We start from the raw sequence: 26,830 nt of genomic DNA on the forward strand, positions 1-26,830 counted from the left end.
GATGGCTGGGTGGATGGGCCGGATCGCCACGTACCGGTCGGTTCGGCGGCATGGCGCTGGTGGGCGCCGTGCCGCCGATGAAGCAGTTTCTGGATGAGAAGATGCTTACTTGGATTAACTATAGCAATGAATAGTACATTTGTGAAGTAATTTATGAAAATAGTTGTGCGCCGCCGCATTTTCCCCTCGGAAAAGGTCGGGCAGGCGTGCGCCGCTCGATTGGTCAGGAGAGTAAGCTGGTTTTTTTGTTAACGGGAGTCAGCCATGAGCAGCAGCACACTCGATCCGGACAATTTGCCCGTCACGCCCGACCGCGTTCTGGGCTCCGGCCATGGCAAGGGCGCGCTCGGTCCCAGCGACAGTTCCGACAGCGGCAGCGACATGCAGGGCGTGCCCGGCCAGGATGCGGAAGAACTCGATAACGACAGCGATGCGGCCGGCACGGGCGAACGGGCCGGCGTGGAGCCGCGCAGTACGGCGCCCGACGGCGGCGATATCGATGTCGATCATGTGGAAAGCCTGGCGCCCGTGCGGCCCGCAGAGGAGGGCGATGGCGAACCCGGCGTTCCCCAGGCGCCAGCGCCGCGCCCCTGATGCCGGCGGCCGGCCGCAAATTGCTGTCGCTCTGGCGCCATCAGCGTAAAATGCTGGCAAGGCGGCGTGCTTGCCGCCATGGCCAGCCGGCCGGCACAGGATAGGATGTCAGAGGATGCAAACGCAGATGTCGGAAGAGAAAGAAAAAGGCTTGATGTCGATGTACCGCGAGACGCGGCCGCGCGAGTTTTTTGGCGAAAAAAGTAACACCAATCACCTGGCCTGGAGTGCGCTGGTGGTCTTGCTGGCGCTGGCGTTCTGGCTGATCGTGGCCCTGGCGGCGGCGGAAAACCAGCGCTATGCCCTGGAAACGAAGGCGTGCCAGGATCGCGTGTTTCCGACGGAAATCGACACGTCTTGCCTGAAACAGGTCAAGTCGCGCGATCACTGGTGGCAGCACGTGGGCCACGCGCTGGTGAGGATGGGCGCCTGACCCGGGCGCACGCTGGCTGAACGATCTGGCGGAACCTGGCGGCGGCGAAGGCCGCCGCGGTGATGGAGCGATAGTGCGGGAGGCGCCATGCCACGCGATCACTCGCGCGAGCAGCCGCAATGGCTGCTGGCGCGCCACAGTGCCTTGACGGCGCGCCAGTTGCTGCGCGCCTATGGCTTGCTATGCCTGTTTTCCCTCGTCATTGCCGCCGCCTTTGCGCTGCGCGGCCTCTGGACCATTCCCGTCTTTTCGTTCGCCGAACTGGGCCTGGTGGCCGCCGCTCTGCTGCACTACCTGCGCCACGCGCGCGACTATGAACACATCGCCCTGCGCGACGGCGAGCTGATCGTCGAACAGGTCAGCGCCGGCCGCTGCCGGCGCCACCACTTTTCGCCATGGCGCACGCGCGTCGAAGTGCCGCAAGGGCCGCGCCAATTGATACATATCAACGATATGTGTGATGCTACCCGTCATGTGGCGGTGGGCGTGTTCGCCACGCCCGAGCGGCGCCGGCAAGTGGCGCAGGAGCTGGGCGCGCTGCTGCCGCCCTATTTGGGCCCGTAAAACTGGAAAGTCTGTACTACCAGCAAGGTGGTGGGAAAGCCCGTGATGGTCTTGAACTCCTTGACGCCGGTAATCTTGTAGGCGCCGGCCTGGAACGCTTCGCCTTCCTCCCAGCTGTGATCCTTCATGGCAAACTGCAGCAGGCGCTTGTCGTTATAGCGGTAGCTGAAGATGGTGTAGGCGCCGACGCGGCTGGTGACGACGAAGCGTTCATCCTGCGCGTCGGCGATGAGCAGGATGCCCGGATAGCGCCCGATGCCGGCCTCCTCGTTCTGGATGCGTAGGATCACATCGGTAAAACTGCATTCGGCGTCGCGGATCTTGTCGCGCTTCGTGGCGATCTGCATGACCTCGTCGTAGCTCTTGTTATGCACGATCGACCATTGCGGCGAGTCGCAATAATTGGCCGCGCTGGCAGGGGCCGCACAGGAAAGCAGTAAACAGACGGTGATGGCAGGGATGGCTTGCATGGAACCTTGTCGCGGATGTCGTGGGAGGCGGCAGTCTACCTGCTGGCTGCCGCCGCCACAAGCGGGGGACGATCCTCAGGTGGCCCGCGACGGGCCTTCCCACAGATTGATATGGCCTTCGCGCGCCTGCACGTCGATGGCGGCCAGCTCGTCGGCCGTGAATGACAACTGCTGCAGCACGGCCACGTTTTCGCGGATTTGCGCGCTGCTGCTCGCGCCGATCAGGGTCGAAGTGACGCGCGGATCGCGCAGCACCCAGGCCAGCGCCATCTGCGCCAGGGTCTGGCCCCGCTGCGCGGCGATCTGATTCAGGGCGCGCACGCGGGCCAGGTTTTCCGCGCTCAAGTGCTGTTGCGTCAGCGAACCGCCGCCGGGGCGGTTGACGCGCGCATCCTGCGGCACGCCGTCCAGGTATTTGTCGCTCAATAAACCCTGCGCCAGCGCCGTGAACGTGATGCAGCCCATGCCCTGCTCTTGCAGCGTGTCGAGCAAGCCGTCTTCCTCGATCCAGCGGTTGAGCATATTGTAGGCAGGCTGGTGGATCAAACACGGCACTTTCCATTCCTTCAGCAGGGCGCCCGCCTCGGCCGTCTTTTGCGGCGAATACGACGACAGGCCCACGTACAGTGCCTTGCCCTGCTGCACGGCGGTCGCCAGCGCGCCCATGGTTTCTTCCAGCGGCGTGTCGGCGTCGTAGCGGTGCGAGTAAAAGATGTCGACGTAGTCGAGACCCAGGCGTTGCAGGCTCTGGTCCAGGCTGGCCAGCACGTATTTGCGCGAACCGCCGCCCTGGCCGTACGGACCCGGCCACATGTCCCAGCCCGCCTTGGTGGAAATGATCAGCTCATCGCGGTACGGTAAAAAATCGTCGCGCAGCAGCTTGCCGAAATTGCTTTCCGCGCTGCCGTACGGCGGGCCGTAGTTATTGGCCAGGTCGAAATGCGTGATGCCCAGGTCAAACGCGGTGCGCAGCATGTCGCGCTGCGAAGCCAGATTGTTGCTGTCGCCAAAGTTATGCCACAGTCCCAGGGACAGCAGCGGCAATTTCAGCCCGCTGCGCCCGCATGTGCGGTATGGCATGCTGTCGTAGCGGTTCTCGGCGGCGTGATAGGTCATGGCGTCTCCTTGTAAATGAATCGCCTATTTTGGCGCAAAATCAAGGTGTGCGTGCGTGCGCCTTGCGCGCGGCGGGACGCGCCTTACAATGGGCGTTCAGGAATCTCGCAAGGAGCGGACATGGAAATCGAATTGAAATTGCTGCTGGCGCCGCAGGACGCGCCCCGTCTGCGCGCCCACCCGCTCTTGGCGCAGGCTGCGCAAGGTGCGCCGCAGGTGCTGCAGATGCACGATATCTATGTCGATACGCCCGATTTGCAGCTGTGCCGCCACCACGCGGGCTTGCGCGTGCGCCAGGTGGACGGGCGCTGGGTGCAAACGCTGAAGGCGGGCGGCACCGTCAACGGCGGCCTGCACAGCCGCCATGAATGGGAGGGTGACGTGCCGGGGCCGCAGCCGGATCTGGCCGCGCTCGACTCGGCCATCGGCCGCAAGCAGCCCATCCGCGCGCTGCTGCGCCGGGACGCCGTCCGCGACGCCTTGCAGCCCGTGTTTACCACGCGCATCGAGCGCACCGTCTGGCAGCTGCGCACGCCGCAGGGCGACCAGATCGAATGCGTGCTGGACCAGGGTGTCATTGAAAGCGGCGCGGATGGGGCCGATGGTGCCGATGGTACCGTATACAGCGTGCCCGTCAGCGAGGTCGAACTGGAATTGAAGCAGGGGCAAGCTTCCAGCCTGTTCGACGTGGCGCTGGCGCTGCTGCGGGACGTGCCGCTGCAGCTGGGCCACATGAGCAAGGCGGAACGCGGTTACCGCCTGGCGGTGCCGCAGCCTTTGCAGGCGGTCAAGGCGCAGCCGCTGGTGCTGGACGCGGCCATGTCGGTGGAGCAGGTGTTTGTGGCCATCGCCGGCAATTGCCTGGAACAGGTCAGCGGCAACCAGGGTGGCGTGGCGGCGGGCGAGGATGTGGAAAGCGTGCACCAGATGCGCGTGGGACTGCGCCGTTTGCGCTCGGCGCTGGGCATGTTCAAGTCCCTGCTGGCCTTGCCGGACGCCTTGAAGGCCGAACTCGACTGGCTGGGCGGCGCGCTGGGCGAGGCGCGCGACTGGGATGTGTTGGCTGGCAATACCCTGGCGCAGCTCGATGGCGAGGCGCAGGCCGATGCGGCGGCGCTGGCACAGGCGGCGCACGCGCAGGCGCGGCTCAAGCACCAACAAGCCGCCCAGGCCGTCACCTCGGCGCGCTACACGGCCTGCATGCTGGGCTTGCAGCGCTGGCTGCAGGCGCGCGCCTGGCGCGATGGCTGTTCCGCGCGCCAATTGCGGCGCCTCGATGCGCGCGTGTCGCCGTTTGCCCGCGCCACCCTGCGCAAGGACCAGCGCCGCCTGATGAAGCGCGGCAAGCGCCTGCTGCATGCCACGCCGCAGCAGCGCCATCAAGTGCGCATCGCGGCCAAGAAGACGCGCTATGCGACGGAATTCTTTGCCTCGCTGTTTGCGGGACGGGCCGTGAAACCGTATGTGGGACGCTTGTCGGCCTTGCAGGATGAACTGGGCTGGCTCAACGATGTGCAGGTGGCCGACCGGCTGCTGCAGCAATTGCCCGAAGTTCAGGCTGGCCAGGCCGACGAGGCTGACCAGTCCGCCCAGGACGGCTTGCGGCTGCACGCGGCCTTCGTGCGCGGCTATCTGGCGGCGCGCGCGCAGACCGATGGCAGCGATGGCCGCATGCACAAGGCCTGGCGGCGCTTCAAGGCGGTCCGCTTGCCGGCCTGAATCCGCTTTTATCGGAGCGTGATGTCCGGCCAGCCCTGGCCAGATCACATCAGGCTAGGCCAGCGGCCGCTGCAACTGGCGCTCGAGGATGGCCAGCGGCGATTTGTGGGGGGCGGCCATGGCGCGCACGGGCAGCAGCCAGGTTTGCTCGAGCGCATGCTGTCCCCGCAGGGCCGCGTGCGATACGGCGTCGCTGAAGACGATCCACGTCTGGCCCGGCGCGAATGCGTGGGTGTATTGCTCCACCTGCGCCTGGTAAGCGAGATCGGCCTTCATGGCGTCGTGCAGCTGCAGCATGTAGTGATCGTAGGCCGTGCGCCGCGACTTGGTGATGCGCAGCCGGTGCAGCAGCGCCGCCAGCACGGGTTGCGGACGCTTTGCAAGGGGTAGAAAATGCTGCGCCACCTGTTCGAACGGCGCGCCCAGTTTCCACACGCGGGGCGCGCCGCGCGGATGGATGTTGCTGAAGACGCGCAGGATGCGCCGGCCCTGCGTGGGCGAGGAAGGAAAGCTGTCGACGTGCAGGCGCGTATCGTCCTTGCGCCACGAGGTGATGCGCCCGGCGATTTCCACGGGACGAAAGCTGCCCTTGCCTTGCTGCAGATGGGGAACATAGCCGGGCAGCAAGCCGGCCAGCAAGCGCTGCGTGTGCTGCGCATAACGTTGCATCAGCGCGGCCAGCAGGGCCGCATCGCAGGCATCGCCGTGGCCGCGCACGCCGCGTGACGGTTCCCAGCTGATGTTCTTGGCGCTGCTGGCGCTACCCACAGCGCCGTTCAGCAGGGCATGCTCTTCCGGTTGCAGGGAAAAGCCCAGGCGGGGCAGCAGCACGACTTGCCCATCTTCGAGTGCCTGCAGCGCCGCCGCCTGCTGCGCGGCGCTGCCGCTGGCGTCCCACCGGTCCAGGGAAATATCGATGAGTTTGCTCATGGCACAAACGGGGAAACATCGGAGCGGCCAGTATGGGCGCTTGCCGCCCGCTCCCGTTTGCGCTGGCGCAGACTTACATCACAGTTTGCTGTTCTGGCAGCCGGCGCTCACGCATTCGCGCACGCGGTCCTGCAGGAATTGCGCGCGTTCGATGGTGGTCTTGGTGGCGCAATCGAGATTCACATAGAAACCCGACGATTCGCGTTTGGAGCAGGCGTCGTTGCGGTTGGCGATCCATGCCAGCTGGCCCGATTTCAGCTTCTGCTTGCCGCCGGCATCGAGCTTGGCGGCGAGTGTCTTGTAGTTGGCGTTGAGTTCCTTGTCCGCTTCCTGGTACACCTTGTTGAGGCAATACAGGCCGTCGAAGTCGTTGCGCGGCGTGTCGCAGGCCGAGTTGGCGAAGGCGGAACCGGAGGCAAACACGAGCAGGGCAAGCATGCATTTTTTCATGGCGGGCTTTCAGGAAGTGGTGGGGCAGGATCGGTGAGCAGTACAGCGCTCTTGCGCATCGTATAACATTTTCTCTCCCGCCCGCGGACGCTTGCGGGCGTGCCCCGTCAGCCCCGTCAGCCCCGCCAGCGCCGTCAGTAGGCCAGGCGGCCCGGCACGCTCACTTCGATCTGCGTGCCGGCGCCGGGCCGGCTGTCGATGCGCAGGCTGGCCCCGATGCCGGCGGCGCGCTCGCGCATGCCGACCAGGCCCCAGTGGCCGGGCCGCTGGCCCGCCTGCGCCACGCCATCGTCGAGGCCGCAGCCGTCGTCGCGCACGCGCAGGGTGAATGCCTGCTCCGCGTAGTCGAGTTCCAGCACGATGTTTGCCGCCTCGGCATAGCGCGAGGCGTTGAACAGCGCTTCGCGCGCGATGGCATAGACCTCGTCATGCACGCGCGGCTGCAGGCGCCGGCAGCTGCCGCTGACGTGCACGGTGAAGGCGTGCGCGCGGTGCTCGGCCAGGCCCTTGCCGAATTGCTGCAGCGCCAGCCGCAGTTCGTCCGGTTCGGCCGAGGCGCGCAAGTCCATGATCTGGTCGCGGCCTTCGATCAGCAGCTGGTCGGCCAGGTTGAGGGTGCCGTCGAGGCGCGCCCGTTCGCGCGTGCCCTTGGGCAGCATGTCCGCATGCGCATGGAACGACAGGATCAGGCCCTGCACGCTTTGCAGCAGGGTGTCGTGCAGCGAGCGGGCGATGCGCGAGCGTTCGGCCAGCCGCTCCTGCAAGCGTTCCTGCAGCCGTTCCTGCATGTTGCGCGTCAGATGGCGGATGCGCAGCACATAGCCGCCGTACAGCAGCAGCGCGGCGCCCAGCGCCAGCAGCACGACGAACCACGGCGTCTGCACGAAGGCGGGCGCGATGACGATGTCGAGCTTGGCTCCCTGCGTGTTCCACACGCCGTCTTCGTTGGCGGCCGTGACGTCGAAGCGGTAGCTGCCCGGTGCCAGGTTGGTGTAGTACGCCTCGCGGCGCCCGACCGCCTCTTGCCAGCCGGCGTCCACGCCCGCCAGCCGGTAGCGCAGGCGCACGCGTTCCGGCATCGACAGGCTCAGCGCCGTGAAGCCGATCTGCAGGGTCTTGCTGCCTTGCGGCAGCTGCAGCGGCTTGCCATCGTCGAGCGCGTAACGCGCGCCATTGGCCAGCAAGCTGTGGATCTGCACCGGCGGCGGCAGGCGATTGCGGCGGATATGCAGCGGGTCGAGCATGGCGATGGTGGCCGAGGTGGAGAACCACAGCTTGCCGTCGGGCGCATGGATCAGAGAAGGCACGGGGCGCAGTTGCGAAGCATGGCCCTGCAAGCCGTCGAGTGCGTCGAAGCGTTCCGAGGCGACGGCGCTGCCGTCCCGCATCCACGCGGCCAGGCTGGACGCGCCGATATGGCTTATGCCGTCCGCTCCATGCAGCCACAGGTCGCCGTCCGGCAGGCGCACGATGCCCGACACGCCGCGAAACGCCGCGCCGCGCGCGCCGCGCAAGGTGTGGAAGCGCCCGGCGCGGTACAGGGCCACGCCGTTTTCGCCGCCGGCCCACATCGCGTCGCCATCGCGGTACAGCTGCAGCACGGTGCCCACCTGCAGGCCCTCGGCCGCGCCGAGCCGCCTGACGGCGCCCGCGCGCTGGCCGTCGGCCACCAGGCTGACCGTATTGTCGGCATGGCCCAGCCAGACGGTGCCGGCGCCATCGATCGCCATGGCCGTGGTCAGCACCGCCGGCAGGCCGGACAGGCCGCCGTTCGCGCTCCATTTTCCTTCGCTCAGGCGAAACAGGCCGCCGCCGGAAAACGAGGCCCACAGGGCGCCCGAGCGGTCCTGCTGCAGCGCCTGCGGATCGAGTCCTTGCACGGGCGCTGTCACGCGCGTCATGGCGCCGTCGCGCGCGCGGTGGTGCAGCTCCTGCTCGTTGCCCAGCCACAGCGTGCCGTCGGGCGCCCAGTGGCTGGCCGCCAGCGCCCCTTTCAAAATCACTTTTTTCAGCCCGTCGGCCGTAAAGCTGCGCACGTCGCTCACGTAGTCGCCGATCCACACGTCGCCATCGGGTCCCGCCAGCATGCCTGGGTGGTCGAAGGGCACGGCAACGGCCAGGGTCTGCAGGCGGTTTGGCCGCAGCCGGTCCAGGCCAGTCGAAGTGCCGAACCACAGATTGCCCTCGCGGTCCTGGAACGACGTTTGCGGCAGCGGGCCGCTGATGCCGTTCTGGCGCGTCAGGCGCTGGGCCGGCAGACTGGGGCCGGCAGGGTCGAACTTGCGTTCGATGCCATCGGGCTGCATCAGCCACATGGTGCCGGCGCGGTCGAAGCGGATGCCGTTGCCCCTGGCGTCGGGCCGGATGGGCGCATCGCCGCGCGGCGCGCTGGTGCGCACGCGGTAGTAATTGCTGTGCGTGTCGACGGCCCAGATGGCGCCATCGGGCGCTTCGTCCATGGCGGTGAGGAGGGTGCGCGGCCAGGCATGGGAAAAGCGCGTCTCGCCCAGCCTGCGGAAAAAGACGCCATGCATGGTGCCCATCCATTGCGTGCCATCGCGCCCGAACAGGATCTGGTACACGCGCTTGTCGGGCAGGCCCACGTTGGCCGCTTGCGCGACGAAGCGGTCCGCGCCGGGCGCCAGGCGCGCCGCGCCATCGCGCGTGCCGACCCAGATGGCGCCGTCGGGCGCCGCCTCGATATGGAACACGGCGCCCGGCGGCAAGCCGTCCGCTTCGCGGTAGGTGCGCGCGCCACCCTGGCGAAAGACGCTGACGCCGCCGAGACGGTAGCCGACCCACACGGCACCGTCCGGCGGCGTGGCCAGGCCCAGCACATTGCTCGACGGCAGGCGGTGGCCGTACACTCTGTCGACGCGGTCGAAGCGCACGCCATCGTAGCGGTACAAGCCGGTGGCCGTGGCGATCCACAGCCAGCCATCCTTGCCCTGGGCGAATTTGAGCACGTCGACGGGCGCGCCTTGCAAGGCGCCCCAGGCATTGTGGGTGTAGTCGGACAGCAGGGGGGCGGCCGCGCATGCGTGCAGGTGGCACGCCAGCAGGGGCAACATCAACAGGCGGCGCAGCAGGCGAGCGGACATCGGTGCAGAGGAAGATGGCGGTGGCGGGGCAGTGATTGTAGCGCAGCGCCCTGCTTTTCAGCAGGCGAAAAAAAACCTGCGCGGGATGGCGCAGGCTTTTTTCGCCCTACGTTGACAAGGACCGCTTACGCGAAGTTCTTGGCAACGAAGTCCCAGTTGACCAGGCCCCAGAACGTTTCCACGTACTTGGCGCGCAGGTTGCGGTAGTCGATGTAATAGGCGTGTTCCCAGACGTCGCAGGTCAGCAGCGGCTTGTCGCCGGTGGTCAGCGGGCAGCCGGCGTTCGAGGTGTTGACGATGTCGACGGAGCCGTCGGCTTTTTGCACCAGCCAGGTCCAGCCCGAACCGAAGTTGCCCACGCACGACTTGGTGAATTCTTCCTTGAACTTGTCGAACGACGACCATTTGGCGTTGATCGCGTCAGCCACGGCACCCGCAGGCGCGCCGCCGCCGGCCGGCTTCATGCCGTTCCAGTAGAAGGTGTGGTTCCATACTTGCGCCGCATTGTTGAAGATGCCGCCCGACGATTTCTTGATGATCTCTTCCAGCGACAGGTTCTCGAACTCGGTACCCTTGATCAGGTTGTTCAAGTTGGTGACATACGCCTGGTGATGCTTGGCATAGTGGTATTCCAGGGTTTCTTTCGAAATATGCGGCGCCAGAGCGTCCATTTCATACGGCAGTGGTGGCAGAGTATGTTCCATGTGATGTCCCTTTATGGTGAGTATTCGGAGTCTACCGGCCTGCGGCCGGAGGGTTGAGCCAAGCTTGCTTGAAGCAGGCATTCTTGCTGAACGAGCCACTATTGTAAAGCGGATGCGCCATTGCTGCAGATTCCGCCACGCGTCGCGGATGCGGGTGGCGTAGTGATTCTCGTTCAGCCTGAATCGGGCGTCATGCTCTCCGCTGTGGATGCTATCGGATGCGCCGCGTGGTCTCGCGTACGATCAGTTCCAGCGGTGGAATGGCGGCCTGCACGGCTTCGCCATTGATCAGCCCCAGCAGCGCTTCCGTGGCGATGCGGCCGATGTCGTACAGGGGCTGGTGGATGGTCGTCAGCGGCGGCGTCGTGTAGGACGAGCCGGGCAAGTCATCGAAGCCGACGAGCGAGATATCGTCGGGCACGCGGATGCCCTTGCGGTACAAACACAGGCGCACGCCATAGGCGGACAGGTCATTGGCGGCGAAGACGGCGCTGAATTGCTGCTGCGTATCAAACAAGTGGTTCATGGCCAGCATCCCGCTTGCCTCGTGGAAATCGCCTTCCGCCATCAGTTTCGGGTCGATGGCGATGTCCGCTTCGCGCAGCGCGCGCTGGTAGCCCGTCAGGCGCTCTGCCGCATCCGTGTTGTTGGCGGGGCCGGCGACAAACGCAATGCGCCGGTGGCCCAGTTCGATCAAGTGGCGCACGGCCAGGTAGGCACCGTATTCGTTGTCGAGCTTGAAGCCGATGGCGCTTTTCGTTGCCAGCAGGCGGCCCGTCGAGACGATGGGCCGCTGCTGCGAGAAATCGAGCACGCTCTCGTCCGAGATGCGCCCGGACAGCAGGATGATGCCGTCGACCTTTCGCGCCAGCAGCAGACGGATGCGGTCCGCTTCTTCCTGCGCATTCCAGTGCCCGCTGACGATGACGGACGCATAGCCCGTGTCCTTCAAGCCATCGTCCACGCCGCGCAGGCTTTCATCGAAGAAGGGGCTGGAAATATCCTGCACCACGATGCCGATGGTCATCGAGCGGCCCTTCTTCAAGCCCTGTGCCATCTGGTTCGGCGCAAATTTCATGTGCGCAATGGCCGCCAGCACGGCGTCGCGCTTGTCATCGGACACCCTGGCCGTGCCGTTCAGGATGCGCGAGACGGTGCTGGGCGACACGCCGGCCTGGCGGGCCACGTCGAGCAGGGTGGAAGGGGGAGCAGCATGGGCGCTATCGTTCAAGGCGGTTCCTGGGTGTCAAGATGGCTGGTCGTCAGTGCTCTGAAAACCTTTTCATCGAAAGATTACCATAAATGGCCGATAGCGCCGCAGATCGGGGTAGGTCGGCGTAGGTAGGGTTAGCCCGCAGGGCGTAACCCGACACATCACGGCCAGCAATGCGCCGGAACATGCCTCTGCCGCCAACAATATTGTCGGATTACGCGTTGAAACGCTAATCCGACCTACGCTTGAAAACGTTTTCACAAAAAACAACAGCAAGCCCGACAGTTTGTATTTTCGCCTTTTTCATAGGAGAGCACGCGCCGTGGCGTGGACCTTGCCACGCCACCCTCAATAAAAATGACAACTTTTTCGGTTGACTTGATTTTCTTTGCGGTGTTAAATGGACACATGTTGTGAAAACGTTTTCAAGATAGAAGACGCTCAATAATCGGAGATGAAATAATGAAGTCAAGCATCCTTGGCGCCGCCCCCCTGGCCGCGCTGACCCTGGCCGCCAGCGTGGCCGCCGCGCCCGCCGCCGTCCCGCCGGCCGCGCCGCCTGTGCCGGCGCTGGCCCCGGCGACGATTACCGTCGCCTCGTTTCCCGACCTGGACCGCGCCGTCAAGACGGCCTTGCCCCTGTGGGAAAAGCTGTACCCGCAGGTGAAGGTCAAGCTGGTCAGCCTGCAGATCGACGACCACCATAACTCGATGACGACGGCGCTGGCGGCCGGCGCGCGCCTGCCCGACGTGATGGCCATCGACTTCCGCTACGTGGGCAGCTTCGCCGAATCGAAGGGCATGGAAGACCTCTTGCTGCCGCCCTACGGCGCAGGGCAGTACCGCGCCCAGTTCGTGCCGTTCACCTTCGTGCAGGCGACCAGTTCGCGCGGCACCCTGGGCGCCATGCCGGCCGACCTGGGGCCGGGCACTTTGTTCTACCGCAAGGACTTGATGGACAAGGCGGGCATCAAGGAAGCCGACCTGACGCAATCGTGGGAATCGTATATCGCCGCCGGCAAGAAGCTCAAGGCCGCCACCGGCACCTATCTGCTGGCCGGCGCCAGCGACCTGGCCGACATCGTTATCCGCGCTAATTTGAAGGATGGCGAAGGCATTTACTTTGGCGACAAGGGCCAGGTGCTGGTCGACTCGCCCCGCTTCGTCAAGGCCTTCGAACTGGCCAAGGCGGCGCGGGTGGCCGGCATCGATGCGCGCACCGTGGCCTGGACGGGCGAGTGGGCCGAAGGTTTTAAACGCGACAAGGTGGCCAGCCAGATGATGGGTTCCTGGCTCAGCGGCCACCTGGCCAAGTGGCTGGCCCCCGATTCCAAGGGCCAGTGGCGCGCGGCCAACTTGCCGGCCGGCGCGCTGGCGTCCTACGGCGGCTCCTTCTACGGCATCCCGAAAAAGGCCGCGAATAAAACCCAGGCCTGGGAATTCATCAAGTTCATGACCGTCAACAAGGATATCCAGCTGCACTCGCTGAACGAGATCGGCGCCTTCCCGGCCCTGAAAGCGGCATATGCGGACCCGATGATGGACGAGCCGCAAGCGTACTTCGGCGGCCAGAAGACGCGCCTGCTGGCACGCGACACGGCGGCGAAGATTCCCGTCATCCGCGTCGACAAGTTCGACGCCGTGGCGCGCGACATCGTCAACATGGAACTGGAAAGCGTGCTGGCGCAAAACAAGGATATCAAGACGGCGCTGGCCGACGCCAAGGCCCTGATTACCCACCGCGCGCGGCGCTAGGAGCAGCATGACTACCTCCATGCCTTGTACCGAGCGCGCCGCCGTCCCGGCGCGGCGCGCCAGGAAGCGTTTCAACATGAAGCAGTGGGCGCCATATATTTTCATCAGCCCCTTCTTCATCCTGTTCGCCGTCTTCAGCCTGTTCCCGCTGCTGTTTTCCATCTATTTGTCGTTCAACCAGTGGGAAGCGGCCAGCGGCGTGGAAGCCATGCAGTGGGTGGGGCTGGACAACTACAAGTACGCCTTGAGCGACCCGTGGTTTTTGCGCTCGCTGGGCAATACCGTCTGGCTGGCGCTGGCCTCGGGTGTGCCGCAGCACCTGGTCGCCATTCCGCTGGCAGCGTTCATCCACAACAGCTTCAAGCGCTCGCGCAACCTGGTGATCGGCATTTACTTTTTACCGTTCATCACCTCCAGCGTGGCCATCGCCATGGTCTTCAACACCCTGTTCTCGCGCGACTATGGCCAGATCAATGTGCTGCTCCAGTGGTGCGCCAGCCTGCCGCTGGTGGGCGGGCTGTTTCCGGCAGAGTCCATCGACTGGCTGGGCAGCTCGCTGTTCATCAAGCCGGCCGTCGCCTTCGTGATTTTCTGGCGCTACCTGGGCTGGAACCTGGTGCTGTACCTGTCCGCGCTGCAGGTCATCCCGAAGGATTTATATGAAGCGGCCACCATCGACGGCGCCTCGAAACGCCAGCAATTCTGGTACATCACCCTGCCGCAGCTGCGCCCCATGATCTACCTGGCCGTCACCTTGACCATCATGGGCAATCTGCAGCTGTTCGAGGAACCGTTCGTGCTGGTGGCCGAATCGAGCGGCGTGAGCCAGTCCGTGATGACGACGGCCATCTTCGTCTACAAGACGGCGTTTTCCTCGGGCGACTTCGGCACGGCGTCGGCCATTTCCTGGCTGCTGTTCCTCATCATCGCCAGCACCACCTGGGTGAATAACCGCATCTTCAGCCGCAATGAACGTCATGAACGCAAGGAGGCCCGATGAAAACCACCCGCTGGACGGCCTACGCCATGGTGGCCATCGGCGCCCTGATCATGGTCGCGCCGTTCTACTTCATGTTCGTCTTCGCCACGCACACGAGCGCCGAGATCTACAGCCTGCCGCCGCCGCGCTGGTTCGGCACGGCCCTGCTGAACAACCTCGAACTGCTGCAGGAGCGCCTGCCGTTCTGGCGCAATATCGGCATCAGCCTCTACGTGGCCTTGATGACCACCGCCCTGACTTTGTTCTTTTGCTCGCTGGGCGGCTATGCCTTCGCCATGTACGAATTCCGCTTCAAGCGGCCCCTGTTTACCCTGGTGATGGCCTCGATGATCATCCCGTCGTTCATGAACATGATCCCGACCTTCATGCTGATGGATTTCCTCGGATGGCTGGACCAGCCGCGCGCCTTGTACGTGCCGGGAGCGGCCGGCGCGCTGGGCATCTTCCTGATGCGCCAGTACATCGGCACGGCCATCCCGAAGGATTTGATCGAGGCGGCGCGCATCGACGGCTGCGGCGAATTCGCCATCTACTGGCGCGTCGTGCTGCCGCTGATCGGCCCCGCCATGGGCACCCTGGGCCTGATCACTTTCATCAACTCGTGGAACAATTTCATCACGCCGCTGGTCGTCATGCGCTCGGTCGAGAACTACACGATCCCGCTGGCCCTGCGCAGCATGCAGGCGCCGAACAACACGGAGTGGGGCGCGCTGATGACGGGCGCCGCCATCGCCGTGCTGCCGCTGCTGCTGATGTTTTTTGTCGCCTCGAAGCGCCTGATCGAAGGCTTGACCCAAGGCGCCGTCAAAGGCTGATCCACACATTTATCTCAACCCCTCACACTGACATGACCACCATGCATAACGACGACATCGACACCAACTTCCCCGCCACGTTCACCTGGGGCGTGGCCACCAGCGCCTACCAGATCGAGGGCGCCGCCGCCATCGACGGCCGCGGCCCGTCCATCTGGGATACCTTCAGCCACACGGACGGCAAGATCATCGACGGCAGCAATGGCGACGTGGCTTGCGACCATTACCACCGCTATGCCGAGGACGTGGAGCTGATCGCCAGCCTGGGCGTCAACGCCTACCGCTTTTCCATGTCCTGGTCGCGCGTCCAGCCGACGGGTTCCGGCGCCTGGAACGAGGCGGGCTTCGATTTCTATGCGCGCCTGCTCGACGCCCTGGCCGCGAAGGGTCTCGATGCCCATCTGACCCTGTACCACTGGGACTTGCCGCAAGCCTTGCAGGACGAGGGCGGCTGGCTCAACCGCGCCACCTGCTATCACTTCGCTGCCTACGCGGCCGAGGTGGCGCGCCGCTTCGGCCACAAGGTCGCCAGCATCGCCACGCACAACGAGCCGTGGTGCACGGCCGTGCTGGGCCACGGCACGGGGCAGTTCGCGCCCGGCATGGCCGATCCGGCCGCCGCCGTGCAAGTGTCGCACCACCTGCTGCTGTCGCACGGCCTGGCCATACAGGCGATGCGCACGGTGAATGCGCCGGCGAAGCTGGGCATCGTGCTCAATCAATGGACGGCCACGCCGGCCACCGACAGCGCCCAGGACCGCGAGCTGGCCGAACTCGAATATGCGCGCTCGGTGCAGTGGTATATGGACGCCATCTTCAAGGGCCGCTACCCGGCCCTGGCCCTGAAACACGCCGACGCTTCTGCTTTGGCTATCTTTGAAAACGATTTCACAGATATCAAGCAGCCCCTCGATTTCCTCGGCGTGAACTACTACACGCGCGCTTACATGAGCGCCGAGACGCCGCCGCGCAAGCCCGAATGCAAGCTCGGTGTCAACGACATGGGCTGGGAAACCTATCCGCAAGGCTTGACGGAGCTGCTCGTGGGCCTGCACCGTGAGTACCGGCTGCCGCCCGTCTACATCACGGAAAACGGCATGGCCGTCGCCGACAAGCCCGTCGGCGGCAAGATCCACGACGAACCGCGCATCGAGTACGTGCGGCTGCACCTGGACGCCCTGCGCGCCGTGATCGCGCAGGGCATCGACGTGCGCGGCTATTTCTACTGGAGCCTGATGGACAATTTCGAGTGGAACTCGGGCTACGCCAAGCGCTTCGGCATGCTGTACGTCGACTACGCCACGCAGCAGCGCAGCTTCAAGGACAGCGCCCTGTGGTACCGCGATTTCATCGCCGCGCAACGCGCGTCCCACGCACCGGCCCAGCTGGTCCTGGCCGGGGAGCACTGACATGGCCGCCATCTCGCTGCGCGGCATCCGCAAGACCTACGGCGACGGCCCGGAAATCGTCAAGGGCCTGGACCTCGATATCCACGACGGCGAATTCATGGTCTTCGTCGGGCCGTCCGGCTGCGGCAAGTCGACCCTGCTGCGCATGATCGCGGGACTGGAAGACATCAGCGCGGGCCAGCTGCGCATCGGCGACTTGCTGGCCAACGACGTGGCACCGGCCGAGCGGGGCATCGCCATGGTCTTCCAGAGCTACGCCCTGTATCCGCACATGACGGCGCGCGACAACATGGGCTTTGCCTTGAAATTGGCGGGCCGGCCGGAAGCCGAAGTGCGCGCCGCCGTCGGCAAGGTGGCCGAGATTTTGCAGATCACGCACCTGCTCGACCGCAAACCCAAGGCCTTGTCGGGCGGCGAACGTCAGCGCGTGGCCATCGGCCGCTCCATCGTGCGCCAGCCCAAGGTGTTTCTGTTCGATGAGCCGCTGTCCAACCTCGATGCCTCGCTGCGCGTGCAGACGCGCATCGAGCTGGCCAAGCTGCACCAGGAGCTGGGCACGACGATGATCTACGTGACGCACGACCAGGTCGAGGCCATGACCCTCGGTGACAGGGTCGCCGTCTTCCATGGCGGCCACCTGGAGCAGGTGGGCGCGCCTTTGGACCTGTACCGCCATCCGGCCAGCCAGTTCGTGGCAGGTTTCATCGGCGCGCTGCGCATGAATTTTTTGCCGTGCGCCGCCGTCCCGGCCCTGGCCAGCCAGCTTGGCGGCGCGGCGGGCATGCTGGTCGGCATACGCCCCGAACACCTGCGCCTGGTGCCGCGCAATGAAGGCTACGGCGCCACGGTGACCCTGATCGAGCAGCTGGGCGATGCGCAGATCATCCACGCGACGCTTGACGATCGCATCGACGGCGGCCCGCATGCGGTGGCTATCAAGCTGCACGGCGAGGCGCGCCACGCGCTGGCGCAGGGCAGCGCCATCGGCTTCGCGCCGGAAGAAGGCCATGCCTTTCTGTTCGACACGGCCGGGCGCGCCGTGGCTACCCATTGACCCCGCACGGAGGCGACATGACTTCAGATTGACACCCAAAAAATGTGCAGCAGTAGCCAAAGAGCTATGTGATCATCATTCAACCAGCGGTACAGGAGACAACAACAATGCAACAGCTCAAACGCAATACCATCGCCCTCAGCCTGGCGCATGCGACCTTCGCCCAGTTCATCTTGCTGGGCAGCGGCGCCGCCATGGCCCAGGAGGCTGCGGCCACGGACGCGGCAAAACCGGCAGCCGAACAGATGGACCGCATCGTCGTCACGGCCACGCGCCGCAATACCTTCGTGCAGGAGACGCCGCTGGCCGTCACCGCCTTCAACCAGGACACCCTGCAAAACAATCAGGTCAAGGATCTGGCGTCGCTGGCCACCATGGTGCCCAGCCTCGTCGTCGAGCAGCATGGCGACTCGGGCGGCGTGCACGTCTACATGCGCGGCGTGGGCTCGGCCAACCACACGGAGCTGGGCGACCCGGCCGTCGCCTTCTATGTCGACGGCGTGTATTCGCCGCGTCCCCAGGGCGCCACGGCGCTGATGTACGACTTGAGCCACGTCGAGGTGGCGCGTGGACCGCAGGGCACCCTGAACGGCCGCAATTCGACGGCCGGCGCCGTCAATCTCGTCTCCGCCGCGCCAAACACATCGAAGTTCATGGGCTCGGCCGGCATCACCGTCGGCGACTACCGCCACCTGCAGACGCAGGGCATGCTCAACATTCCGTTTTCCGACGACGTGGCGCTGCGCATCGCCGCCATCAAGGATAGCCACGACGGCACGGTGGACTTCCGCCGCGGCTCGAACGTCATGCCGGGCACGGCCAAGTATGGCGCCGGCGACCAGATGGGCGTGCGCGCCTCGCTGCTGTGGAAGTTCACGCCGCAGTTGCGCGGCACCTTCATCGCCGACTACTTCCTCGACCAGGGCGCCGGCAACGTTTACCTGGCGGCGGAACCGAAAACGGGCGAGAAGCTGCGCTCGGCCCTGATCGACACGCCGGGCACCCTGGACCAGTCGATTTTGACCTACAAGGGCAAGCTCAATTACAAGCCGACGGATGCGCTGGACTTCACCTACCTGGGCAGCTGGAGCCGCTACAAGCGCCAGAACAGCAACGATGCCGATGCGGGCCTGTTCCCCGGCTTCAAGTCGGAAAATCGCACCGACTGGGCGCAGTTCGACAGCTATTCGCACGAACTGCAGGCGCGCTCGGACGACGATGCGCCGTTCCAGTGGGTGGCCGGCCTGTTCCTGTTCAATGAAAAGAACAAGGTGCGCTTCGACATCGACCGCAGCCAGATTTCGCAGGCCGCCGTGCAGCAGGATATCGCCAACGGCGCTGTGATCTTCGTGCAGCCCACCGTGGGCCAGTATGCCTCGTCCATGTCCTTCATCCAGGGCGACCGCCAGCTCAAATCGAAAGCCGTGTTCGGCCAGGTCAGCCAGCAACTGACGGACCAGATCAAGCTGACGGCCGGCGCGCGCTACACGAAAGACCATAAATTCGACATCGGCGGCCAGAACTGGGCTTGCCCGAACTGGCCCGCCAACACGCCGCTGGGCACCACCGTGCTGACCGCCGACCAGCTGCGCCAGCTGGTCACGCCGGGCACGGGCCTGGCCAACACGCACAATATCGGCCCCGGCGGCGCCATCACGGCGGCCGCCTGCGGCAATACGCCGGGCGACAATACGGCCGACCTGAAATACGGCCAGGCCACCTGGCTGGGTCGCATCGAGTACAAGCTGCGCCCGGACATTCTGCTGTTCGGCTCCGTGACGACGGGCTTCCACTCGCCGGCCATCGGCGACGGCGGCGCCACCACCAAGCCGGAAAAGCTGACCAGCTATGAAATCGGCTTCAAGTCGGACTTGCTGAACCGCGAACTGACCCTGAACCTCGATGCCTTCCTGATGAAGTACAAGGACAAGCTCGAATCGCAGGTGGTCAACAGCGTGCTGGCCAACTTCAACGCGGCCGGCGCCACCGTCAAGGGCCTGGAAGCGGAATGGGTGTGGCGGCCAACGAAGGTCGACCGCCTGACGGGCAACGCCACCTGGCTCAAAGCCGTGTATGACGATTTTCTTTCGTGCGACGTCGATGCGGCGCGCGCGAATGGCCAGTCCTGCGGTTCGACGGCGCCATTGGTGAACGTGGGCGGCAGCACCATGAAGCATGCGCCGAAGTTTTCCACCACGGTGCAGTACGAGCATGATTTCAATGTCGCCGGCGGCCAGCTCACGCCGCGCGCCTCGGTGCACTATGAAACCATGTCGTACGTGGGCGCGGGTGCGTTCAACGGCGACGTGCCGGGCCATGCGGGCGTCAAGCGCCAGGAAGCCTACACGACCCTGGACCTGAGCCTGCGCTTCCAGCCGGCGAACAAGGCGTACACGGTGGAAGCGTTCGTGCAGAACGCCACCGACAAGGCGGTCAAGCTGGACGTCAATGAAATCTGCACGGACGTGGGCATGCCATGCCAGCCGACGCAGCAGATCTACGGCGCCTTCTACAACGCGCCGCGCACGTTTGGCGCGCGCGTGTCGATGAAGTTTTAAATGGGGTAGTGTGAAAGGGCAGTTGCAGTCGCAGTCCACTCAGTAGGGGAAGGTGTTGGGCCGGGGAGCTTCCCCGGCCTTTTTTATTCCAGCGCCGCCTGCACGCTGGCGATGCCGATCTGCGCGCTGCCATCGGCCAGGCGCACGTTGACGTTCTGGCGCGCCTGCAGCTGCGCCGGCGAGCGCACGATGGCGCCTTTTTCGTCGCGCAGGATCGCGTAGCCGCGTTCCAGGGTGCGCTGGGGATTCAACAGCTCCAGCTGCGCCGCCAGGCCGTCGAGGCGGTGGCGCCGCTGGCTGAGCAGCTGCGCCATGGCCGCGCCGCCGCGCCGCTGCGCTTCCACCAGGCGCGCGCGCGGCGCAGTGACGTCGGGCCGCAAGGCGGCCCAGCGGTTGCGCAGGCGTTCCAGTGCGTACTGCGACTGGTTCACGGGCGCGCGCGCCGCATGCGTCATGGCCGTGGACAGGGCCAGCAGCTGCAGGCGCTGCTGCTGCAGCTGCGCCTTCGGGTTGAGCAGGCGGCGGCTATGGCGGTCCAGGGTTTGCGCCGCGTCGTCGAGGCGGCGGCGCATGGCGCGGCGCAAGTCCGTTGCGTCGGCGCGCAGGGAAGCCATCCAGTCGGCGCGCGGCGTGGCCGCCAGTTCGGCCGCCGCCGTCGGCGTGGCCGCGCGCAGGTCGGCTGCGAAGTCGGCGATGGTGAAATCCGTCTCGTGGCCCACGCCGCTGATCACGGGCATGGAACAATCGGCGATCGCATGCGCCACGGCTTCATCGTTGAACGACCATAAATCCTCGATGCTGCCGCCGCCACGGCACACCAGCAGCACGTCGCACTCGGCCCTGGCTGATGCCGTGCGGATCGCGTGCGCGATTTTTTCCGGCGCCTGCTGGCCCTGCACGGGCGTGGGATACAGGATGATGGACACGTGCGGCGCGCGGCGCTGCAAGGCGATCAGCACGTCGCGCAGGGCGGCCGCCTGCGGGCTGGTGACGATGCCGATGCTGCGCGCGAACATGGGAATGGCGCGCTTGCGTTCCTGGTCGAACAGGCCCTGCGCGGCCAGCTTTTCCTTCAGGCGCTGGAACGCTTCGTACAGGGCGCCCACGCCGGCGCGGCGGATGGCTTCCACGTTGATCTGGTAGTCGCCGCGTGCGCCGTACAGGGTGACGAGGGCGCGCACTTCGACCTTGTCGCCTTCGCGCGGCGTGAAGCCGGCGTACTGGGCGCGGCCGCGGAACATCACGGCGCGCACCTGGGCGCCATCGTCCTTCAAGGTGAAATACCAGTGGCCGGAAGCGGCGCGCGTGAAGTTGGAAATCTCGCCGGCGATCCAGGTCAGGGGGAACGAGCGCTCGAGCAGCCGCGCGACGGCCTGGTTCAGGGCGCTGACGGTCAGCACGGGCGGGGCGGCAAAGCCGCTGTCAGTCGGGGTGTCTGTCATCATAAAGCTGGGAGCGGGAAGGGAACTGTCCACATATTATCGGCGAGGTCATGCTTATGTCATATATCGTGCAAAACAACAAGTTCTATTTCTAAGTAATTGATTTCATGATGAATTCCCGTATGCCTGATTTGCGTGCACAGGGAAAAAATCCTTTAATATCAAGCACATCAGTGCAGCCCCTGCCACTTACGCACAAAGTTATCCACAGAAAGTGTGCGGAACTTTTTGCCTTGGACAAACGTGGCCGTGCAGGCCTCTTTATACCAATAAAAGTGCCTTGCTACATTTTTGCGCACGGAAATAAAGTGCATAGGAATCAAGCGCTTAGTATGCCATGCATGGCCTTGCGCACAATCTTATCCACAAAAAATGTGCAGAACTCCCGCGCGGCAGCGGATTTATCCACCGGAATGCCCATTGCATGGCTTGCCTGAATTTTACGCAGCATAAAAATAGCCATATAGATCAAGGGCCTAGCGTTCGACCGTGCGCCTTGCTCACAATCTTATCCACAGAATATGTGCAAAACCGCATAAACCGTTTCGCTTTTTCCGGGAGTTTTCCACGGCGCGAGCAGGTGCTTGCGCTGCCTTATTTTTCAGCATCGAAAAAAACTCCTTTAAAATCAATGCTCTTGCATGGAGTCAATCGGCTTGCTCACAATCTTATCCACACTTTATGTGTGAAACTGCATTCGCCGTGGAAGACTGCCTTTTTGCAGTGAAATGTGACGCTGAAAACCGTGTTTTCCAGCCCTTGCTACATTTTTATGCACGGCAATAAAAACGATATAAATCAATGTACTTAGCGCGTATCTTTGCGCTTGCGCACAATCTTGTCCACAGAATGTGTGCAGAACTTTGACGGCCCATTTGCCGCCGATTGCGCGCCGTCTGCCACTTTTTTATGCATTGATTTAATTTCCTTTAAAATCAATGGCTTAATTGAATTCCACGGCTTTGCGCACAATCTTGTCCACAGTAAATGTGCAGAACTCTGCAAGTATTAATTTATTGACATTGACTACTGTCGATAAGCTGCTATGCCTGTATTTTGCGCAGCATGATAATTTCCATGTAAATCAAGGGCTTATGTTCTGGACTTCATGCTTGCTCACAATCTTATCCACACAAAGTGTGCAAAACTGTGCGCTGGAGCACCGGCCCGCCGCGCCGTGTGAACAAGTACCATGCAGGCGCCACTTGCCGCCGGCGCGGCAACGCGCTACATTGCGCCATTCCTGCGCGCACGTGCCATCGGTCTTCGGCGCTCGGTACAATACAGGCTGTCCGGGCGGTTCATCGCCTTCCCTTTACCAGGAGTTTCTTTTGCTCGCTATATTTCAAGCCGCTGGCTGGCCCATCTGGCTGTTGTTGATCGCTTCCATCGTCGCCCTGGCCCTGATCATCGAGCGCCTGCTGTATTTGCGACGCGCCAAGATCCTGCCCCGCAAGCTGTTCGATGAAGTGGTGCAGGTATATCGCAGCGGCAAGATCACGCCGGACACGGTGGCCAAGCTGGAAGACAATTCGCCGCTGGGCGTGGTGCTGGCCGCCGCCCTGCGCAACGTCGACGCGCCGCGCGAAGTGATGAAGGAATCGATCGAGGAGGCCGGCAGCGGCGTGGCCCACACGCTGGAACGTTTCCTGACGACCCTGGGCACCATCGCCACCCTGGCCCCGCTGATGGGGCTGTTTGGCACGGTGGTGGGCATGATCGAAATCTTCGGTTCGCAAAACGCCAGCGGCTCGAATCCTGCCCAGCTGGCCCACGGTATCTCGGTGGCCCTGTATAACACGGGCTTCGGTCTGGCCATCGCCATGCCGACCCTCGTCTTCTACCGCCATTTCCGCGCCCTCGTCGACAGCTTCGTCATTGACATGGAGCAGCAAGCCGTCAAGTTCGTCGACATCGTCCACAGTGGCCGCAAATGAACTTCCGCAAAGGCAAGGGGCGTGAAGACCCCGAAATCAACCTGATCCCGTTCATCGACGTGCTGCTGGTGATCCTGATCTTCCTGATGGTCAGCACCACCTACAGCAAGTTTACGGAGCTGCAGATCACCTTGCCGACGGCCGACGCCGAGCAGGCCAAGGACAAGCCGCAGCAGATCGACGTCACCGTCGATGCCAAGGGCAATTACACGGTCAACCGCGAACCCATATCGTTCCGCGACGTGGCCGGCCTGGCCGACGCCCTGCAAAACGCGGCCAAGGCGGCCAACGGCGGCAAGGCGCCCGCGCAGACCCCCGTGGTGGTGGTCAACGCCGACCAGTTCGCCATGCACCAGATGGTCATCCACGTGATGGAAGCGGCGCGACTGGCCGGCTATGAAAAGCTGACGTTTGCGGCGCAGGCGGGCGGCAAGTAAATTCCCACCGTTACCGGTAACATAATTGGGGTCTGACCCGCCGGGTCAGACCCCAGCCCTTTACTCCTCACCGCATGCCCACATCCTCCCCCGCCAAGCTTGAAACCACATTGACCCGCGCCTGGCTGACGCGCGGTCCGCTGGCGTGCGCGCTGTGGCCCGTTTCCCTGCTGTTCGGCGCCCTGAGCGCCGTGCGGCGCGTTTTGTACCGCGCCAACATCCTGCAATCGGCGCGCCTGCCCGTGCCCGTCGTCGTCGTCGGCAATATTTTTATCGGCGGCACGGGCAAGACGCCGCTGACGATCTGGCTGGTGCAAGCCTTGCGCGACGCGGGCATGCGCCCGGGCGTCATTTCGCGCGGCCATGGCAGCGCCGACCGTTCGCCGCGCGCCGTCACGGCTGCTTCCACGCCGCAGCAGGTGGGCGACGAACCGCTGCTGATCTTCCAGCGCGGCGGCTGCCCCGTGATGGTGGGGCGCGACCGCGCGCAAGCGGGCAGGGCGCTGCTGGCCGCGCACCCGGACGTCGACGTGCTCGTCACGGACGACGGCTTGCAGCATTACGCCTTGCGGCGCGACGTGGAAATCGTGCTGTTCGACGGCCGCGGCGCGGGCAATGGCTGGCTGCTGCCGGCCGGCCCCTTGCGCGAATCGCCGCGCCGCCGGCGTGACGTGACGGTGATCAATGCGCCCGAGCTGGCGCCGGCGCTGGTGGACCAGGTCGCGCCCAAGGGCGGGCTGGTGGTTCAGATGCGGCTCGATGGCGGCGTGGCTGAGCGCTTGACGGACCGCAGCGAACGCATGCCGCTGGAAACCCTGGCGGCCGGCGGCCGGCGCATCGTGGCGGCGGCCGGCATCGGCAATCCGCAGCGCTTTTTCAGCATGCTGCGCGGCGCCGGATTGCGTTTTGCCGAGCTGCCCCTGCCTGATCATCACGACTTTCTCGACCAGCCATTTGCGGCACTCGACACGGATGTGATCTTGATCACCGAGAAGGATGCAGTAAAATGTGCGCAAATTGAATATCTCAAAGATGACCCGAGACTGTGGGTCGTCCCCGTCAGTGCGCGCATCGATAGCGCGCTGGCCCAACAAATTGTGGAGAAATGTCGTGGACGCTCGACTGCTTGATATCCTGGTCTGCCCTGTTTGCAAGGGTCCGCTTGAACACGATAAGAAGGCGCAGGAACTGATTTGCCGCGCCGACCGCCTCGCCTATCCTATCCGCGATGGCATCCCCATCATGTGGGCGGACGAAGCGCGCACCCTGCAAGACGCAGTGGAATAACGATGGCGTTCATCGTCATCATCCCGGCCCGCCTGGCTTCGACCCGCCTGCCGGGCAAGCCGCTGGCCGACCTGGGCGGCAAGCCCATGGTGGTGCGCGTGGCCGAGCAGGCAGCCTTGTCTGGCGCCGCGCGCGTTATCGTCGCCACCGACCATGCATCGATCCGCGACGCCTGCGCCGCGCACGGCGTGGAAGTGTGCATGACGCTTGCCGACCATCCGTCGGGCACGGACCGCATCGCCGAAGTGGCGCGTACGCTCGCGCTGCCGCCGGACGCCGTCGTCGTCAACCTGCAGGGCGATGAACCGCTGATCGATCCGGCCCTGCTGGCCGCCTGCGCGGCGCAGATCAGCGCCGCCGTCCCCATGGCCACGTGCGCCCATCCGCTGCACGACGTGCTTGAGGCCTTCAATCCGAATGTCGTCAAGGTGGTACTGGACAAGGCAAACCGCGCCTTGTATTTTTCGCGCGCCACCATCCCCTGGCACCGCGACGGCTTCGCGCAGTCGAAAGACAGCTTGCCGGCCGGCTACGTGCCGCTGCGTCATATCGGCCTGTATGCGTACAGCAATGCATTTTTGCAAACGTATCCCACGCTCTCCGCGTCGCCGCTGGAAGCGATCGAGGCGCTGGAGCAGTTGCGCGTGCTGTGGCACGGTTACGCCATCGCCGTGCACGTCACGGACTCGGCCCCGGCCGCCGGCGTGGACACGCCGGAAGATCTGGAACGCGTGCAGGCGCACTACCGCCACGCCACCTGAGAAAACGTCCATGGCTGCCTTGCCCTGAACGTATTTCAGGCGCCGTGCGTGCGCGAGAAAAACTTTATGCGGGGCCTGCCACAAAAAACCACATTTTGAAACGCCTGCTTCGCTAATTGCTGGCTTTGATCAATCAGGGCATAGCAATTCGACAGCAAACTGGCGTTCCAGGGATTTTTTGTGGTAAGTTTCGTAGGGAAAGATAGCCATAGCAACATCATCTAAAAATAATTACACATACCACCATCCAAAATCTGTTTTTTAGGAACTTTTCAATGCGTCTGATACTTTTAGGAGCACCCGGTGCCGGCAAGGGCACCCAAGCTAACTTCATCAAAGAAAAATACAATATTCCACAAATCTCCACGGGCGACATGCTGCGCGCGGCGATCAAGGAAGGCACCGAACTGGGCCTGGCAGCCAAAAAAGTCATGGATGCGGGCGGCCTCGTGTCGGACGACATCATGATCGGTCTCGTCAAGAACCGCCTGCAGGAAGCCGATTGCGCCAATGGCTATCTGTTCGACGGCTTCCCGCGCACCATCGCGCAAGCGGACGCCATGAAGGATGCCGGCATCAATGTCGACTACGTGCTGGAAATCGACGTGCCCGATGAGTCGATCATCGAGCGCATGGACGGCCGCCGCAGCCACCCGGGTTCGGGCCGCGTCTACCACGTCAAATTCAATCCGCCCAAGGTCGACGGCGTCGACGACATCACGGGCGAGCCGCTGATCCAGCGCGACGACGACAAGGCGGAAACGGTCAAGAAGCGCCTGGACGTGTACCACAACCAGACCAAGGTCTTGCTCGGTTACTACAACGACTGGGCCAAATCCGGCCTGCCGGGCGCGCCGAAATACCGCCGCATCGCCGGCGTCGGTCCGGTCGAGCAAATCCGCGACAGCGCATTTGCCGCCCTGGCGGAATAAGCAGTATTGAAAAGCGGACCTCAGTGTCCGCTTTTTTTGTGCCCGCTTTTCAGGCAGACTGCAAGCATGGCTGTATGTCTTACGTTTTCGTAGTTGAAGTTTTTTGCAGGTCGTGTTTTCCTGGCTGCGCGTGCCTACCCGGTGCGGTC

General features: G+C 64.1%; 25 protein-coding genes. 16 read left to right on the top strand and 9 right to left on the bottom strand.

The window, feature by feature from the left end:
* Positions 1-264 precede the first annotated feature (264 nt).
* From IGS60_RS09205 to IGS60_RS09215, 3 genes are all read left to right on the top strand, one after another.
* The gene (locus IGS60_RS09205) at positions 265-594 is read left to right on the top strand and encodes a hypothetical protein (protein ID WP_070312067.1); all 330 of its coding nucleotides are present in this window, start codon (positions 265-267) and stop codon (positions 592-594) included.
* 115 nt (positions 595-709) lie between these two features.
* Entirely contained in the window at positions 710-1,027 is a 318-nt protein-coding gene (locus IGS60_RS09210) for a hypothetical protein (RefSeq protein WP_070224630.1), read from the top strand.
* Positions 1,028-1,114: 87 nt separating this feature from the next.
* The gene (locus IGS60_RS09215; RefSeq protein WP_070289580.1) at positions 1,115-1,591 is read left to right on the top strand and encodes a DUF2244 domain-containing protein; all 477 of its coding nucleotides are present in this window, start codon (positions 1,115-1,117) and stop codon (positions 1,589-1,591) included.
* Here IGS60_RS09215 and IGS60_RS09220 read toward each other — a convergent pair.
* Together IGS60_RS09220 and mgrA are read right to left on the bottom strand one after the other, a co-directional pair.
* Positions 1,576-2,061 carry a hypothetical protein gene (locus IGS60_RS09220; protein ID WP_070289581.1) on the bottom strand — a complete coding sequence of 162 codons (486 nt, stop codon included), beginning with the start codon at positions 2,059-2,061 and terminating at the stop codon, positions 1,576-1,578. The genes IGS60_RS09215 and IGS60_RS09220 overlap by 16 nt on opposite strands.
* A 75-nt stretch (positions 2,062-2,136) precedes the next feature.
* Entirely contained in the window at positions 2,137-3,177 is a 1,041-nt protein-coding gene (gene mgrA, locus IGS60_RS09225) for an L-glyceraldehyde 3-phosphate reductase (protein WP_230503921.1), read from the bottom strand.
* Between the two features lie 120 nt (positions 3,178-3,297).
* Between mgrA and IGS60_RS09230 the strand changes: the two genes are divergently transcribed.
* Complete coding sequence (locus tag IGS60_RS09230; protein ID WP_230503923.1) at positions 3,298-4,896, top strand: CYTH and CHAD domain-containing protein; 1,599 nt, start codon at positions 3,298-3,300, stop codon at positions 4,894-4,896.
* Between the two features lie 54 nt (positions 4,897-4,950).
* Here IGS60_RS09230 and IGS60_RS09235 read toward each other — a convergent pair whose 3' ends face one another.
* The 5 genes from IGS60_RS09235 to IGS60_RS09255 form a co-directional block, all read right to left on the bottom strand.
* On the bottom strand, positions 4,951-5,826 hold the full coding sequence (locus IGS60_RS09235) for a Kdo hydroxylase family protein (RefSeq protein ID WP_230503925.1): 876 nt from the start codon (positions 5,824-5,826) through the stop codon (positions 4,951-4,953).
* Between the two features lie 78 nt (positions 5,827-5,904).
* Positions 5,905-6,264, bottom strand: a complete 360-nt coding sequence (locus IGS60_RS09240; protein ID WP_230503927.1) for a lysozyme inhibitor LprI family protein — start codon at positions 6,262-6,264, stop codon at positions 5,905-5,907.
* Between the two features lie 146 nt (positions 6,265-6,410).
* Complete coding sequence (locus IGS60_RS09245) at positions 6,411-9,377, bottom strand: sensor histidine kinase (protein ID WP_230503929.1); 2,967 nt, start codon at positions 9,375-9,377, stop codon at positions 6,411-6,413.
* 125 nt (positions 9,378-9,502) lie between these two features.
* The gene (locus tag IGS60_RS09250; protein ID WP_034751750.1) at positions 9,503-10,081 is read right to left on the bottom strand and encodes a superoxide dismutase; all 579 of its coding nucleotides are present in this window, start codon (positions 10,079-10,081) and stop codon (positions 9,503-9,505) included.
* 211 nt (positions 10,082-10,292) lie between these two features.
* On the bottom strand, positions 10,293-11,312 hold the full coding sequence (locus IGS60_RS09255; protein WP_070224621.1) for a LacI family DNA-binding transcriptional regulator: 1,020 nt from the start codon (positions 11,310-11,312) through the stop codon (positions 10,293-10,295).
* A gap of 444 nt (positions 11,313-11,756) precedes the next feature.
* Between IGS60_RS09255 and IGS60_RS09260 the strand changes: the two genes are divergently transcribed.
* The 6 genes from IGS60_RS09260 to IGS60_RS09285 all read left to right on the top strand — a co-directional run bounded on the left by IGS60_RS09260 (position 11,757) and on the right by IGS60_RS09285 (position 19,885).
* Positions 11,757-13,049: an extracellular solute-binding protein gene (locus IGS60_RS09260; protein ID WP_230503931.1), complete on the top strand. Its 1,293-nt coding sequence runs from the start codon at positions 11,757-11,759 to the stop codon at positions 13,047-13,049.
* 7 nt (positions 13,050-13,056) lie between these two features.
* Complete coding sequence (locus IGS60_RS09265; RefSeq protein WP_230503933.1) at positions 13,057-14,049, top strand: carbohydrate ABC transporter permease; 993 nt, start codon at positions 13,057-13,059, stop codon at positions 14,047-14,049.
* Entirely contained in the window at positions 14,046-14,864 is an 819-nt protein-coding gene (locus IGS60_RS09270) for a carbohydrate ABC transporter permease (protein WP_034751746.1), read from the top strand. The genes IGS60_RS09265 and IGS60_RS09270 overlap by 4 nt, the downstream gene beginning before the upstream one ends.
* A 32-nt stretch (positions 14,865-14,896) precedes the next feature.
* Positions 14,897-16,273: a GH1 family beta-glucosidase gene (locus tag IGS60_RS09275; RefSeq protein ID WP_230503935.1), complete on the top strand. Its 1,377-nt coding sequence runs from the start codon at positions 14,897-14,899 to the stop codon at positions 16,271-16,273.
* Between the two features lies 1 nt (position 16,274).
* On the top strand, positions 16,275-17,327 hold the full coding sequence (locus IGS60_RS09280; RefSeq protein ID WP_230503937.1) for an ABC transporter ATP-binding protein: 1,053 nt from the start codon (positions 16,275-16,277) through the stop codon (positions 17,325-17,327).
* Positions 17,328-17,434: 107 nt separating this feature from the next.
* On the top strand, positions 17,435-19,885 hold the full coding sequence (locus tag IGS60_RS09285) for a TonB-dependent receptor (protein WP_230503939.1): 2,451 nt from the start codon (positions 17,435-17,437) through the stop codon (positions 19,883-19,885).
* Between the two features lie 83 nt (positions 19,886-19,968).
* Here IGS60_RS09285 and xseA read toward each other — a convergent pair whose 3' ends face one another.
* Both xseA and IGS60_RS28330 read right to left on the bottom strand, forming a co-directional pair.
* Positions 19,969-21,330 (bottom strand): exodeoxyribonuclease VII large subunit, encoded by a 1,362-nt coding sequence (xseA, locus tag IGS60_RS09290; protein WP_230503942.1) that lies wholly within the window; start codon positions 21,328-21,330, stop codon positions 19,969-19,971.
* A 316-nt stretch (positions 21,331-21,646) separates the two neighbouring features.
* Positions 21,647-21,778, bottom strand: coding sequence for a hypothetical protein (locus tag IGS60_RS28330; RefSeq protein ID WP_268993996.1), 132 nt, complete (start codon positions 21,776-21,778; stop codon positions 21,647-21,649).
* Positions 21,779-22,658: 880 nt separating this feature from the next.
* On the opposite strand from IGS60_RS28330, the gene IGS60_RS09295 reads away from it, so the two are divergent.
* The 6 genes from IGS60_RS09295 to adk all read left to right on the top strand — a co-directional run bounded on the left by IGS60_RS09295 (position 22,659) and on the right by adk (position 26,681).
* The gene (locus IGS60_RS09295) at positions 22,659-23,264 is read left to right on the top strand and encodes a MotA/TolQ/ExbB proton channel family protein (protein ID WP_070224614.1); all 606 of its coding nucleotides are present in this window, start codon (positions 22,659-22,661) and stop codon (positions 23,262-23,264) included.
* A complete protein-coding gene (locus IGS60_RS09300; protein ID WP_230503944.1) occupies positions 23,261-23,701 on the top strand; it encodes a biopolymer transporter ExbD in 441 nt (146 codons plus the stop codon). The genes IGS60_RS09295 and IGS60_RS09300 overlap by 4 nt, the downstream gene beginning before the upstream one ends.
* Positions 23,702-23,775: 74 nt before the next feature.
* A complete protein-coding gene (lpxK, locus tag IGS60_RS09305; RefSeq protein ID WP_230503946.1) occupies positions 23,776-24,831 on the top strand; it encodes a tetraacyldisaccharide 4'-kinase in 1,056 nt (351 codons plus the stop codon).
* Positions 24,812-24,988, top strand: coding sequence for a Trm112 family protein (locus tag IGS60_RS09310; protein ID WP_010395789.1), 177 nt, complete (start codon positions 24,812-24,814; stop codon positions 24,986-24,988). Before lpxK ends, IGS60_RS09310 begins: the two co-directional genes overlap by 20 nt.
* Positions 24,989-24,990: 2 nt before the next feature.
* On the top strand, positions 24,991-25,749 hold the full coding sequence (gene kdsB / locus IGS60_RS09315) for a 3-deoxy-manno-octulosonate cytidylyltransferase (protein WP_230503948.1): 759 nt from the start codon (positions 24,991-24,993) through the stop codon (positions 25,747-25,749).
* A gap of 275 nt (positions 25,750-26,024) precedes the next feature.
* Entirely contained in the window at positions 26,025-26,681 is a 657-nt protein-coding gene (adk, locus tag IGS60_RS09320) for an adenylate kinase (protein WP_070224611.1), read from the top strand.
* Positions 26,682-26,830 lie beyond the last annotated feature (149 nt).

It is taken from the genome of Janthinobacterium sp. FW305-128 (assembly GCF_020858135.1).
GTDB lineage: Bacteria > Pseudomonadota > Gammaproteobacteria > Burkholderiales > Burkholderiaceae_D > Janthinobacterium.

Coding starts and splice junctions, on each gene's coding strand:
- IGS60_RS09205 (WP_070312067.1), top strand. CDS start 265: ATGAGCAGCAGCACACTCGATCCGGACAATTTGCCCGTCACGCCCGAC.
- IGS60_RS09210 (WP_070224630.1), top strand. CDS start 710: ATGCAAACGCAGATGTCGGAAGAGAAAGAAAAAGGCTTGATGTCGATG.
- IGS60_RS09215 (WP_070289580.1), top strand. CDS start 1,115: ATGCCACGCGATCACTCGCGCGAGCAGCCGCAATGGCTGCTGGCGCGC.
- IGS60_RS09220 (WP_070289581.1), bottom strand. CDS start 2,061: ATGCAAGCCATCCCTGCCATCACCGTCTGTTTACTGCTTTCCTGTGCG.
- mgrA (WP_230503921.1), bottom strand. CDS start 3,177: ATGACCTATCACGCCGCCGAGAACCGCTACGACAGCATGCCATACCGC.
- IGS60_RS09230 (WP_230503923.1), top strand. CDS start 3,298: ATGGAAATCGAATTGAAATTGCTGCTGGCGCCGCAGGACGCGCCCCGT.
- IGS60_RS09235 (WP_230503925.1), bottom strand. CDS start 5,826: ATGAGCAAACTCATCGATATTTCCCTGGACCGGTGGGACGCCAGCGGC.
- IGS60_RS09240 (WP_230503927.1), bottom strand. CDS start 6,264: ATGCTTGCCCTGCTCGTGTTTGCCTCCGGTTCCGCCTTCGCCAACTCG.
- IGS60_RS09245 (WP_230503929.1), bottom strand. CDS start 9,377: ATGTCCGCTCGCCTGCTGCGCCGCCTGTTGATGTTGCCCCTGCTGGCG.
- IGS60_RS09250 (WP_034751750.1), bottom strand. CDS start 10,081: ATGGAACATACTCTGCCACCACTGCCGTATGAAATGGACGCTCTGGCG.
- IGS60_RS09260 (WP_230503931.1), top strand. CDS start 11,757: ATGAAGTCAAGCATCCTTGGCGCCGCCCCCCTGGCCGCGCTGACCCTG.
- IGS60_RS09265 (WP_230503933.1), top strand. CDS start 13,057: ATGACTACCTCCATGCCTTGTACCGAGCGCGCCGCCGTCCCGGCGCGG.
- IGS60_RS09270 (WP_034751746.1), top strand. CDS start 14,046: ATGAAAACCACCCGCTGGACGGCCTACGCCATGGTGGCCATCGGCGCC.
- IGS60_RS09275 (WP_230503935.1), top strand. CDS start 14,897: ATGACCACCATGCATAACGACGACATCGACACCAACTTCCCCGCCACG.
- IGS60_RS09280 (WP_230503937.1), top strand. CDS start 16,275: ATGGCCGCCATCTCGCTGCGCGGCATCCGCAAGACCTACGGCGACGGC.
- IGS60_RS09285 (WP_230503939.1), top strand. CDS start 17,435: ATGCAACAGCTCAAACGCAATACCATCGCCCTCAGCCTGGCGCATGCG.
- xseA (WP_230503942.1), bottom strand. CDS start 21,330: ATGATGACAGACACCCCGACTGACAGCGGCTTTGCCGCCCCGCCCGTG.
- IGS60_RS28330 (WP_268993996.1), bottom strand. CDS start 21,778: ATGCTGCGTAAAATTCAGGCAAGCCATGCAATGGGCATTCCGGTGGAT.
- IGS60_RS09300 (WP_230503944.1), top strand. CDS start 23,261: ATGAACTTCCGCAAAGGCAAGGGGCGTGAAGACCCCGAAATCAACCTG.
- lpxK (WP_230503946.1), top strand. CDS start 23,776: ATGCCCACATCCTCCCCCGCCAAGCTTGAAACCACATTGACCCGCGCC.
- kdsB (WP_230503948.1), top strand. CDS start 24,991: ATGGCGTTCATCGTCATCATCCCGGCCCGCCTGGCTTCGACCCGCCTG.
- adk (WP_070224611.1), top strand. CDS start 26,025: ATGCGTCTGATACTTTTAGGAGCACCCGGTGCCGGCAAGGGCACCCAA.